This is a genomic window from Streptomyces purpureus (assembly GCF_014648195.1).
Taxonomy (GTDB): domain Bacteria; phylum Actinomycetota; class Actinomycetes; order Streptomycetales; family Streptomycetaceae; genus Streptomyces; species Streptomyces purpureus.
The window spans coordinates 27,167-38,910 of sequence record NZ_BMQQ01000030.1 but is presented as its reverse complement, the minus strand read 5'-3'; the positions used below and the strand labels follow the sequence as shown (position 1 = coordinate 38,910).

Annotated in this window: 8 protein-coding genes and 1 pseudogene; 3 read left to right on the top strand and 6 right to left on the bottom strand. The window is 72.1% G+C overall.

Translation table 11 applies throughout. The features are described 5' to 3' along the window. Positions 1-12: 12 nt before the first annotated feature. The 5 genes from IEZ01_RS28560 to IEZ01_RS28540 all read right to left on the bottom strand — a co-directional run bounded on the left by IEZ01_RS28560 (position 13) and on the right by IEZ01_RS28540 (position 8,084). Positions 13-822: an ABC transporter ATP-binding protein gene (locus tag IEZ01_RS28560; protein WP_189204539.1), complete on the bottom strand. Its 810-nt coding sequence runs from the start codon at positions 820-822 to the stop codon at positions 13-15. After that, positions 819-3,536, bottom strand: coding sequence for an ABC transporter permease subunit (locus IEZ01_RS28555; protein WP_189204537.1), 2,718 nt, complete (start codon positions 3,534-3,536; stop codon positions 819-821). The genes IEZ01_RS28560 and IEZ01_RS28555 overlap by 4 nt, the downstream gene beginning before the upstream one ends. Positions 3,537-3,560: 24 nt before the next feature. Next, positions 3,561-4,820, bottom strand: coding sequence for an ABC transporter substrate-binding protein (locus IEZ01_RS28550; RefSeq protein ID WP_189204527.1), 1,260 nt, complete (start codon positions 4,818-4,820; stop codon positions 3,561-3,563). Positions 4,821-4,952: 132 nt separating this feature from the next. Continuing rightward, positions 4,953-6,776, bottom strand: a complete 1,824-nt coding sequence (locus IEZ01_RS28545; RefSeq protein WP_106959866.1) for an AMP-dependent synthetase/ligase — start codon at positions 6,774-6,776, stop codon at positions 4,953-4,955. A gap of 432 nt (positions 6,777-7,208) precedes the next feature. Then, positions 7,209-8,084, bottom strand: coding sequence for a LysR substrate-binding domain-containing protein (locus tag IEZ01_RS28540; protein ID WP_189204525.1), 876 nt, complete (start codon positions 8,082-8,084; stop codon positions 7,209-7,211). A gap of 232 nt (positions 8,085-8,316) precedes the next feature. Between IEZ01_RS28540 and IEZ01_RS28535 the strand changes: the two genes are divergently transcribed. Together IEZ01_RS28535 and IEZ01_RS28530 are read left to right on the top strand one after the other, a co-directional pair. Continuing rightward, positions 8,317-9,339 carry a bile acid:sodium symporter family protein gene (locus tag IEZ01_RS28535; protein WP_189204523.1) on the top strand — a complete coding sequence of 341 codons (1,023 nt, stop codon included), beginning with the start codon at positions 8,317-8,319 and terminating at the stop codon, positions 9,337-9,339. Between the two features lie 569 nt (positions 9,340-9,908). Beyond that, positions 9,909-10,319, top strand: coding sequence for a hypothetical protein (locus tag IEZ01_RS28530; RefSeq protein WP_019890526.1), 411 nt, complete (start codon positions 9,909-9,911; stop codon positions 10,317-10,319). 69 nt (positions 10,320-10,388) lie between these two features. Here the strand turns inward: IEZ01_RS28530 and fdhD are convergent, their stop codons facing one another. Then, complete coding sequence (gene fdhD / locus IEZ01_RS28525; protein ID WP_019890528.1) at positions 10,389-11,237, bottom strand: formate dehydrogenase accessory sulfurtransferase FdhD; 849 nt, start codon at positions 11,235-11,237, stop codon at positions 10,389-10,391. A 274-nt stretch (positions 11,238-11,511) separates the two neighbouring features. On the opposite strand from fdhD, the pseudogene IEZ01_RS35265 reads away from it, so the two are divergent. Continuing rightward, positions 11,512-11,744 (top strand): annotated as a pseudogene (locus IEZ01_RS35265) (3-oxoacyl-ACP synthase); the annotation flags it as partial.

Sequence of the window (11,744 nt, the reverse complement as noted above, 5' to 3'; positions counted from 1 at the left end):
GCTTTCGATCCTTCACTGGTCGTCGGGCACGTCCGTCAGGTGTACGTCACCATCGTGGGCGATCACCTCGCCCGCCGCACGTCCGTGCCGCTCCCCGGAGGTCCGCGTGCCGAGGTACGCGTCGCGGACCCGCGGATCCGCGCGCACCTCGTCGGGCGTGCCGGCCGCGAGGACCTCGCCCAGATCCAGCACCACCACCCGGGCGCACAGCTCCATCACGAAGGTCACATTGTGCTCGACGAGGAGGACCGCGCAGTCCTCCTCGTCCGCCATGTGACGTACCACCGCCGCCAGCTGCCCGCGCTCGCGTGCCGTCATGCCCGACGCCGGCTCGTCGAGGAGCAGCACCCGCGGCGGATCGGCCAGCGCCCGGGCCAGCTCCACCATCCTGGCCCGGCCCACCGGCAGCGCCCCGGCGTACGCGCCCGCTATGTCCTCAAGGCCGCATTCCCGCAGCAGCGACACCGCCCGCGCCCGGCGCTCGCGCGTAGTGCCCCGGCGCCACTCCTGCGCGACGAGAAGATTGTCCTCGACCGTCAACTGACCGAAGAGCTGCTGCCGTTGGAAGGTGCGGCGCAGCCCGTGCCGGGCCCGCCACACCGGCGAGCGGCGGGTGACGTCACGGCCGTCGAGCAGGACCCGGCCCTCCTCCGGCCGCCGGATCCCCGACACCACGTCGAACAGGGTCGTCTTGCCCGCCCCGTTGGGCCCGATCAGCCCGCACACCTCGCCCGGCCGCACCCCGATCCGTACGTCCGACAGGGCCCGCACCCCGCCGAAGCGGACGCCGACCCCGGACGTCTCCAGCGCGTACCCGCTCATCGGCGCCTCCCCTGCGACATGCCCAGATAGGCCTCCGTCAGCCGGTCCGTCTCCACCTCCGCGCGCGGCCCGCACCAGGAGACGGCGCCCTGCGCCAGATAGGCGACCGTGTCCGCGATGCCGAGGACCTCGGCGGCCTTCTCCTCGACGAGCAGCAGCGCGGTACCGTTGCCGCGCAACTCCACAAGGAGGGTGAAGACCTCGTCCACCACGCGCGGCGCGAGCCCGAGCGACGGCTCGTCGGCGACCAGCACCGCGGGCGGGTGCTGCAGCAGCGGCGCGAGGGCCAGCAGCTGCTGCTCGCCACCGGACAGCGAGCCGGCGGCCACGTTCCGGCGCCGGGCGAGGGCCTCGAACCGGTCGTAGACCGCGTCGCGGGCGTCCCGGTCGGAGAGCTGGAGCAGCAGGTTCTCCTCGATGGTCAGCCCCGGGAAGATGCCCCGCCCTTCCGGAGCCAGCAGCACCCCACGTCGCGCCCGCCCCACCGGCCCCTCCCGCGACGCCGCGCGCCCGCCGACCCAGACCTCTCCCCGTCGGGGGCGGAGCAGCCCCGCCGCGACGCGGCACGTCGTCGACTTCCCCGCCCCGTTGGGTCCGAGCAGGGCGAGAATCTCCCCCGGCCGTACGGCGAGATCGACACCGTGCAGTACGGGTGCGGTGCCGTAGCCCGCGTGTATACCGTGCAGCCGCAGCGCCGCGCCGTCGCGCGCGCCCGCCCCCGGTTCCTCTCCGGATCCCGGCCTCGGCTCCGCCCCCTGTGCAGACGCGTACGCGGACGCGGACCCCGACGCCGGCCCCTTCCGGCCCGCCTGCCTGCGTGCGTGCCACCGCAGCGGGATCGCCGCGCAGTAGCCGTCCGGATCATTGGCCAGCGCCAGGCCCGCCAGACCGAACAGGATCACCGGAAGGTGCGCGGACTCGGTGACGTACTGCGCCAGCAGATGCGGCGCCAGCGCGAAGACCAGGCCGGCGACCACCGCGTACTGCGGCCGCCGTACCCCCGCCGCGACCACGACCGCCAGCCAGATCAGCCCCGTCATCGCCGTGAAGTCCGTCGCCGTGACGCGTGTGTTGTACGAGGTGTACATGACGCCGCCGAGGCCCGCCAGGCCCGCCGAGACGGTGAAGAGCAGGAGTTTCGTCCGCACCACCGAGACACCGCAGGCGAGCGCCGCCTCGGGGGCCGACCGTACGGCAAGCATCGCCCGGCCCCGGGCGGAGTCACGCAGCCGCGTCAGCGCGTACACGGTGACCGTGCACAGTACGACGAGCGCTACCCCCATTGCCCGGTCGTCCCCGAGGTCGAGCGGCCCGATCACCGGCCGGGGGATCTCCCAGCCGGTGTCGCCGTTGCGCAGCCACCGGAACTGGAAGAGGACCTGATCGGCCAGGAAGGCCAGGGCCAGCGTCGCAAGGGCCAGCGACCGGCCGCCAAGGCGCAGCGCGGGCAGCGCCACCACCGCGCCGAGCAGCGCGGCGACACCCGTCCCGACGGCCAGGGCGAGGACGAATGGCCAGCCGTGGCTCATCAGCAGCCCGGCCACCAGCGCCGCCGCCGTCACGAAGGTGGCCTGGGCGAGGGAGACCATCGCTCCGAGGCCGGTCACCACCGTGAACGACACGAACACCAGGGAGATCGCGAGCCCTTGGGTGAGGATGCCGCTCCAGAAAGGTGTCGTCACGGTGTAGAAGGCGGCACAGAGCAGTACGGCCGCCGCCAGCCACGGCGCCCACCGGCGGGCCCAGGTCGTACCCGCCAGATGGTCCACCGGCGGTGCCTCCGCCGTGGCCGTCCCCGCCGCACGTCCTCGGCGCGCCCGGATCAGCAGACCGGCGAAGAGGATCAGGAACGGCACCGCCGTGCGGAAGCCGGTGATGCCCTCGGCGAAGGTCGCGTACCCGGCGACCAGGTTCTGCAGCACCCCGAGCCCGAGGCCCCCCGCGAAGGCGAGCGGGACCGACACGAACCGCCCCAGCACGGCGGCCGTCGCCGACACGAACAAGAACAGGGTGTAGTCGTGCGCGGAGAGGCCCAGCAGAGGCGTGGCGAGCACCCCCGCCAGACCCGCGAGCCCCGACGACAGCATCCACGCGACCGACGAGAGCCGGTCCGCGCTGATGCCCCGCAGCTCGACCAGGCCCCGGTTGTCGACGGCCGCCCGCAGCCGTAGCCCGAGGCGCGTGTGCCGCATGAGCACCCACAGCGCCATCGCCGCCACAGCCGTCACGGCCCAGGTGATCAGCTGGTCGGAGTCGATGCCGACACCGTCCAGCGGCTGCCAGGACACGGCGGGGCTCGGCCCGACGCCCGGCAGCCCGAACTGGTTCTCGGCGGGCAGCACCGGCGCGCCCGCGTCCGCCAGCAGCTCCACCACCCACAGCCCCGCGGCCGGCAGCGCGACCAGCAGCCCAATCGTGGCCACGATCTGCGCGGTCTCACCGACCCGCGCCAGCTTGCGGAACATCAGCCGGTCCAGGCCCCAGCCGATCCCAGGGGCCACGACACACACCAGCAGCAGCGCCGTGGGCACGGCCGGCCAGCCGAAGCCGGAGTGCAGCTCGTAGAAGGCGAGTGCGCAGAGGTAGGCGGTGGCGCCGTGCGCGAAGTTGAAGAGCCCGGAGGCGGAGTACGACAGGACGAGTCCCGTCGCGAGCAGGGCGTACAGCGCGCCCGAGACCAGTCCGCTCAGTACGAATCCCAGCAGGTCACCCATGCCGAATGCCGTATGCCGGGGCCGTCAGTCGAACGGGATCGGCGGGTAGCACCGGAACGGCACCGACACCTCGTACCGTCCGTCCTTGAGCTGGACGAGCGCCCCGCAGCCGAAGCTCTCCTTGCGGCCCTTGGGCAGGGCACGGTCGCCCACCAGCGTCCCCGTGTCGGAGAAGGAGGCGGCGGCCTGCTGGAAGGAGTCGACGCTGAGATCCTTGCCGGCCTTCTCGGCGAGGGAGAGGAAGAGGTCGGCCGACATGTAGCCGGTCACCATATGCATGTTGAGCGGTACGTTCTTGCCGCCCGCCGCCTTCCTGATGTCCTCCTTGAACTGCTTCATCGCCGGTGTGTCCGACTCGAACGGCTGAAATTGCAACAGCACATGCACACCGTCCAGGGCCTGCCGTGTCGCGTCCTTGGCGAGCAGGCCCGGGTCGTAGTCGGTGGGATCGGAGATCACCCCGCGGTAGCCGGCCCGCTTGAGCGCGGTGAACAGGCCGATGTTGTACGGCGTCTGCATCACGGAGACCACCGCGTCGGGCGCCTTGCCGTCGCGGGAACCCAGGATCTCCTTGGTGTACGCGGACCAGTCGTTCGGGGTGGAGGCGGCCGGAACGACGGCCTTGGCGTACGAGACGGTGAACCCGGCCGCGGTGAAACCGCGGGTGAAGGTACGGATGCCGAACTTCCCGGCGTCGTTGTCGGTGGCGATCAGCGCGACGGACTTGCCCTTCGCGCCGCCGAGGACGGCGCCGAGGCCCTCGGGCCAGGTCTGGTTGAGAGTGCCGCCGGGCATGGGGACCAGGCAGCCGTTGAATCCGTACAGGTGTGCGGGGCCGCAGAAGGACGGCAGGGTGCCCCAGCCGATCGTGGGCACCTTCTGCTGGTCGAGGAAGTCGGCGCCGGTGAAGGTGACGGAGCTCATCGGGGAGACGGCGAAGACGTGGTCCTGCTGGACCAGTTTGCGGGCGGCGGCGAGGTTCTTGGCCGGATCCTGACCGTCGTCCTCGGCGCCCAAGTACTCGATCTTCCGTCCGTGGACGCCGCCTTCCGCGTTGGCGCGGTCGTAGCGGGCGCGGGCGCCGAGGTCGGTGTCCTTCTTGGAGTAGCCGCTGGCGGTGGTCATGGAGACGATGCCGCCGACCTTGATGGACGTGGCGCTCACTCCCCGCGTGGCGGAGCCGGGGCCATCGCCCGGACTGCCGCCGGTGGAGGCGGAGTTGCACGCGGTGGCGAGGAGCAGGGCGGCGGTGGCCGCGGCGAGGGTGCGGATCGATCGCAACACGGTGGGTCCCTCCGTCAAGTGACCCGAATTGTGCGGTGGGGCTGATCGACCGTCAATAACTGACGCAGCATCAATTGATGAGCCGTCAGATAAGGCGTTGAGATCGGCTGCGTGATCGTCAGACGTCACCAATCAGCCGTAGAGCGCGTTCACTTCCGCCGCGTACGCCGCCTCGATCGCCTTCCGCTTCAGCTTCAGCGACGGCGTCAGCAGCCCGTGCTCCTCGCTGAACGGATGCGCCAGGATCCGGAACGTACGGATCGACTCCGTCTGCGACACCGACGTGTTGGCCGCCACCACCGCCCGCCGTATCTCCGTCTCCAGCGCCGGATCCCGCACCAGCTCGGCAGCCGGCAGCGGCGGCCGGTTCTGCATAGCGAGCCAGTGATCCACCGCCTCCTGATCCACCGTCACCAGCGCGGCGATGTACGGCCGGTCGTTGCCGACGACAATGCACTGCGCCACCAGCGGATGCGCCCGCACCCGCTCCTCCAGGCCCGCCGGCGACACACTCTTGCCGCCGGAGGTCACCAGGATCTCCTTCTTCCGCCCGGTGATCGTCAGATAGCCGTCCTCGTCGAGCGCGCCCAGATCCCCGGTGGCCAGCCAGCCGTCCCGGAGCACCGCCCCGGTGGACCGCGGATCGTTCAGATAGCCGGAGAAGATGTGCGGGCCCCCCAGCCACACCTCCCCGTCCTCGGCGATGTGCACCGTCGTCCCCGGGATCGGCTGCCCGACCGTGCCGTACTTGGTCCGCTCAGGCGGGTTCGCCGTGGCCGCCGCCGATGACTCCGTCAGCCCGTACCCCTCGTAGACCGTGACCCCCGCGCCCTCGAAGAAGAGCCCGAGCCGCCGGTCCATCCCCGAACCGCCCGACATCGCGTGCCGGACCCTGCCGCCCATCGCGTCGCGCACCTTCCCGTACACCAGCTTCTCGAAGAACTGGTGCTGCACCCGCAGCGGCGCCGACGGCCCGGGCCCCAGGCCGAACGCCCGCTGCTCCAACGCCTCCGCGTAGCGCACCGCCACCTCGACCGCCTTGTCGAACGGCCCGAGCCTGCCCTCCTTCTCGGCCCTGCGCCGCGCCGCGTGGAACACCTTCTCGAAGATGTACGGCACCGCCAGGATGAACGTCGGCCGGAACGCCGCCAGGTCGGGCAGCAGGGCGCTCGCCGCGAGGACCGGCTGATGCCCGATCTTCACGCCGCTGCGGATCGCCGCCACCTCCACCATCCGACCGAAGACATGGGCGAGCGGCAGAAACAGCAGTGTCGACGGCTCGTCGCCCGGCTTGGAGTGGAACACCGGCTCCCAGCGCCCCGTCAGCACATCTGACTCGAACATGAAATTGGAATGTGTAATGACACAGCCCTTGGGGCGGCCCGTCGTCCCCGACGTGTAGATCACCGTCGCCACCGACTCCGGCGTCACCGCCCGCCGGTGCCGGTGCACCACGTCCTCGTCGACCGCGGCGCCCGCCGCGACCAGCTCCGCCACCGCACCCGCGTCCAGCTGCCACAGCCGCTTCAGCCGCGGCAGCCGGTCCACCACCGAGCCGATCGTCATCGCATGGTCCTCGTGCTCCACCACGCACGCCGTCACCTCGGCGTCGTGCAGCATCCAGAACACCTGCTCGGCGGATGACGTCGGATACACCGGTACGGGCTGCGCGCCGACCGTCCACAGCGCGAAGTCGAAGAGCGTCCACTCGTAGCGCGTACGGGACATCACGGCGACCCGGTCGCCGAACCGTACGCCGTGCGCGATCAGCCCCCTGGCCAGCGCGAGGACCTCGTCACGGAACTCCCGCGCCGTCACGTCCCGCCAGTGCCCGGCGGCGTCCTTACGGCCGAGGGCGACCCGGTCCGGAGCGTTCTGGGCATGGTCGAACACGGCGTCCGCCAGGCCCCCGACCTGAGGCGCCGCCTCCACGGGCGGCGCAGTGAACTCGCGCAATGACTTGCTCCTTGGTGGCGCTCCGCACAGCGCCGGTGACGGTACCCCACCCCTGGGCCCTGCGGGAGGGCCTTCACAATGTCCGGACAACTGACAACGTCACAGGTCAGACCGGGGGAGCGGGGTTCGGCCCCGATTGGGGAAGGGTGCTGGGGAGAGATCGGAGGGGCGCTACTGACTCGCGGGTAAGTAGTGAGCGGGGCGAATCTGCACCGAATCTGTACCGGGTGGGCACGGGGAAGGCTCCTGGCAAGGGACTGCCGGTCGCTGCTCGTTCGGCGTCGCGTCGGCTCTTTCCGGTGGCTCCGGTGGCTCCTGGCTCCGGTGGCTCCTGGCTCCGGCGGCTCGTGGCGGCTCCGGTGGTCCCGTGGTTCCGGGCGTGACCCGCACCGGCCCGCCGCCCCTCATTCCCCCGTCACCAGTCCGCCGTCCTCAGTCCCTCGCCGCCGGGCCGCGCAGACGGTCACCGCTCGCGAGGATCGCCGAGGCCAGCGCGTCCGCCGCCTCCCGCGCGCCCCGCGGCTGCTCCGCCTGTCGTACGACGAAGTCGACGCCGCCGAGCTCCGGCAGGCCCGCCCGGGCCGGCACGGCAGTGAGGCCCGGCGGGATCAGACCGCGCGTATGCGCCATGACGCCCAGGCCCGCGCGGGCCGCCGCGATCAGACCGCTCAGGCTGGAGCTCGTACAGGCGATCCGCCACGCCCGGCCCTGCGCCTCCAGCGCCTCCAGGGCGCGGGCCCGGGTGATCCCCGGGGCCGGGAAGACGATCAGCGGCACCGGACGGTCCGGCTCGAGACGCAGCCGGGGCGCCCCGATCCAGGTGAGCGCCGACTGCCAGACCAGCTCGCCCCGGCTGTCCCCGGCGGGGCGCTTCGCCAGGATCAGATCCAGGCGTCCCGCCTCCAGCTGCGCGTGCAGCGTGCCGGAGAGCTCGACGGTCAGTTCCAGATCGACCTCGGGATGATCGCGCCGGAACGCCTCAAGAACCTCCGGCAGGCGGGTGACCACGAAGTCCTCGGAGGCGCCGAACCGCAGCCGGCCCGCCAGCCGGGTCCCGGTGAAGAAGGCCGCCGCCCGTTCATGGGCCTGGAGGATCGTCCGCGCGAAACCGAGCATCGCCTCACCGTCCTCGGTGAGATCGACGCTGTGCGTGTCACGGCTGAACAGCTGGCGACCCGTAGCCTCCTCCAGCCGCCGCACATGCTGGCTCACCGTCGACTGGCGCAGCCCCAGACGGCGCGCCGCCCGCGTGAAGCTCAGCGTCTGGGCGACGGCGAGAAAGGTCCGCAGCTGCGTCGGGTCGTACACACCGCCATGTTATTGCGAATCGCGATCGCAGTCAGAGTGGTGTACGGGATTCCCGATCGCTCGCCGACCGCGCAGGATGGGAGAGGCGGAGTGCGGCCGTTGCCTGGCGCGTCAGCCGCTCCGGCACCGTGAAGGCCTGGCGCGGAGCCCGCGCGTCCCCTCGGTCCCGCGCCGCCGTCCACCGCAGACCGCTCAGCCGCCGCAGACACCCCAGAAGGAGCCCCCGCCCCCCATGAGCCGCCGCACCACCCTCCTGCCAGCCTGGCTGCCCGTCGATCCGTACGTCCTCCTCCTGCTGGGTACGGTCGGTGTCGCGGCCCTGCTGCCGGCCTCCGGAGTCGCCGCCGACATGGTCGGCTCGGCCTCCACCGGGGCGATCGCGCTGCTCTTCTTCCTCTACGGCGCCCGTCTCTCCACCCGCGACGCACTGGACGGGCTCACCCACTGGCGTCTCCACCTGACCGTGCTCGCCTGCACCTTCGTCGTCTTCCCGCTGCTCGGCCTCGCCGCCGGCGGACTCGTACCGGCCATACTCACGCCCGCCCTGTACGGCGGGCTGCTCTTCCTGTGCCTGGTCCCCTCGACGATCCAGTCCTCCATCGCGTTCACCTCGCTCGCCCGCGGGAACGTCGCCGCCGCCATCTGCGCCGGCTCCTTCTCCAGCCTCGCCGGGATCGTCGTCACCCCGCTCCTCGCCGCGCTGCTCATCGGCGGCAGCGCCGGAGGCTTCTCCGCCGACTCCCTGCTGAAGATCGTGCTCCAGCTGCTTGTGCCGTTCCTCGCGGGACAGCTGCTGCGGCGCTGGGTGAGCGGCTTCCTGCTGCGACACAAGAAGGTGCTCGGTTACGTCGACCGCGGCTCGATCCTGCTCGTCGTCTACACCGCCTTCAGCCAGGGCATGGTCGCGGGCATCTGGCAGCAGGTCACCCCTGGCCGTCTCGCCGCGCTGCTCGGGGTCGAGGCGGTGCTCCTCGCCGTCATGCTGAGCCTCAGCTGGTACGGAGCCGGTCGCCTCGGCTTCGGCCGGGAGGACCGGATCGCGATCCAGTTCGCCGGGTCGAAGAAGAGCCTCGCGGCCGGTCTGCCGATGGCGAGCGTGCTGTTCGGCTCCCAGGCGGCGCTGGCCGTCCTGCCCCTGATGCTCTTCCACCAGATGCAGCTGATGGTCTGCGCGGTGATCGCCACACGCCGCTCACGCGACGCGGACGCGACCGCGCAGGCCGGGAACCGGGACGCCGTCCCGGCGGGGGGCTGACTCCGGCCGCCGTGGCGCGGGACCGTCCCGGGTGGCTCCGACGCTGGCGTCGGGGGGCGGGAGGAAACCGACGCCCGCCGAGGCTCGGGGATCGGGATGCCGTCCCCCTGGGGAGGTGACTTCCGGTCGCCGGGGCGCGCGAGACCGGCCCGGCGCGGCTCCGCCGTCCGCCGAAGCATGGGGAACGGTCCCGGCCGGAGGACCGACCTGCCAGTGGCGCTCCGACCCGGCCACATCGCCGGTGGCGATCCCGCCGAGCCGGGCCCGTGGACCGCCCCGGCGGGAATCCGAATTTCCGCCGAGGACGGGCGCACCGTACGGAGGGAACCTAGCCTCCGCGCGGCCGGGAGGCTCCCGCCGTGCCCGAGGGAATCCGACCTCGGCCGAGGCTGGCCGCACCGTACGGCCGGAAACCGACCCCCGCCGAGGCGGGGAGGCTCCCTCCGCTCCGGCCGGAACCCGGTCCCCACCGCGGCCGGGCGCACCGTACGGCCGGAAACCGACCCCCGCCGAGCCCCGGAGGGCGCCCGCCCCTTCGGCAAGATCATCCCGGCCCCTAGAGTGACCGTATGTCCCTAGACGCCGGCCGCCGAACCGGCCACACCTGGATACGCCCGGGCGCCTCCCGCCCCTGCACGCTCGTCGTCTGCCGGGGCTGCTGCTGCGGTGACGCGCGCAAGCACCCCGGGACCGACCACGACGGTCAGCTCGCCCGGCTGCGCGAGGCCGCGGCCGCCTCCGGCGGGCGGCTTCAGGTGCGTACCAGCGACTGCCTCGGCCCGTGCGCGCAGGCCAATGTGATCGTGGTCCAGCCCTCCACCGAAGGCCGGCGCAAGGGGGCCCGCGCCGCCTGGGTCGGCTTCAGCCTCGACGACGACGTCCTCGACGACATCCTGGCCTGGAGCGCGGCCGGCGGCCCCGGCATCGCGCAACCGTCGGCCGCGCTCGCCCTCCAGCTGATCGACCCGCCCACCGGATGAGCCCGCCCACCGGATGAGCCCGCCCACCGGATGAGCCCGCCCGGCGGAGGAAGCCGGTGGGCGCCCGCCTCAGCCCGCCGGGACCCAGGCCTCCAGCGCGATCCGATGCTCACCCGCGTACACGTTCATGTCCGGGCCCCGCAGAAAACCGACCAGCGTGAGGCCCGTCTCCGAGGCCAGATCCACCGCGAGCGACGACGGCGCCGACACCGCCGCCAGCACCGGAATCCCCGCCATCACCGCCTTCTGCGCCAGTTCGAACGACGCCCGGCCCGACACCAGCAGCACCGCACGGTCCAGCGGCAGCAGGTCCTCCCGCAGCGCCCGCCCGACCAGCTTGTCCACGGCGTTGTGCCGGCCCACGTCCTCCCGTACGTCCAGCAGCTCACCCGACTCGGAGAACAGCGCGGCCGCGTGCAGCCCTCCGGTCCGGTCGAAAACCCGCTGCGCCGCCCGCAGCTGGTCGGGAAGCCCGGCGAGCAGGTCGGGGGTCACCCGCAGCGGGGGAGTGTCGGCGACCGGGAAGCGCGCGGTGGTGCGTACGGCATCCAGGCTGGCCTTGCCGCACAGGCCGCACGACGACGTCGTGTAGACGTTTCGCTCCAGGGTGATGTCGGGCACGGGCACTCCGGGCGCGAGCTGCACGTCCACCACGTTGTAGGTGTTGGTGCCGTCGTCGTTGGCACCGGCGCAGTACACGATGTTCCGTACGTCCGACGCGGCGCCCAGCACGCCCTCGCTGACCAGGAACCCGGCGGCCAGCGCGAAGTCGTCGCCCGGCGTCCGCATGGTGATCGCCAGCGGGCGGCCGTTGAGCCGGATCTCCAGCGGCTCCTCGGCGACCAGCGTGTCGGGGCGGGTGGACACGGCCGCGCCCCGGATCCGCAGGGTGCGCCGGCGCTCGGTGACCCGTCCCATGGCAATCAGTCCCCTTGGTTTCGAAGAGCGGTTCGGTCCGATCCATTGTCCTGCACCGGTTGTACGGCACGTACACGGTGACATTGCCCTGCGTGCAAGGTGACATTGCGCTGCTCTGCGGCATTCGTCCCGGCGCGCGGCGCGTGCCCCTCTTGTTGTGGAGTCTCCAACAGCTGCCCAAGAATCTTGGTGGTTCACGCAACCGGTTACCCACCAGTCGCTGACGACACTGGAGAGCTCCTGACGCAACAGCCGAATCAAGGGGGTCCCGGGTATGACGGGCACGCTCACCACGGGAACTCGAATCACCGCACTCGGGCACTACCAGCCCGCCCGGATCCTCACCAACGAGGACCTGGCCGCGTTGGTCGACACGAGCGACGAGTGGATCACCACCCGGGTCGGTATCAAAACCCGCCACATCGCCGGACCCGACGAGCCCGTCGACGAGCTCGCCGCACATGCCGCCGCCAAGGCCCTCGCCTCCGCCGGACTCGCGCCCACCGA

Coding starts and splice junctions, on each gene's coding strand:
- IEZ01_RS28555 (WP_189204537.1), bottom strand. CDS start 3,536: ATGGGTGACCTGCTGGGATTCGTACTGAGCGGACTGGTCTCGGGCGCG.
- IEZ01_RS28535 (WP_189204523.1), top strand. CDS start 8,317: ATGAGCCGCCGCACCACCCTCCTGCCAGCCTGGCTGCCCGTCGATCCG.
- IEZ01_RS28530 (WP_019890526.1), top strand. CDS start 9,909: ATGTCCCTAGACGCCGGCCGCCGAACCGGCCACACCTGGATACGCCCG.
- IEZ01_RS28560 (WP_189204539.1), bottom strand. CDS start 822: ATGAGCGGGTACGCGCTGGAGACGTCCGGGGTCGGCGTCCGCTTCGGC.
- fdhD (WP_019890528.1), bottom strand. CDS start 11,237: ATGGGACGGGTCACCGAGCGCCGGCGCACCCTGCGGATCCGGGGCGCG.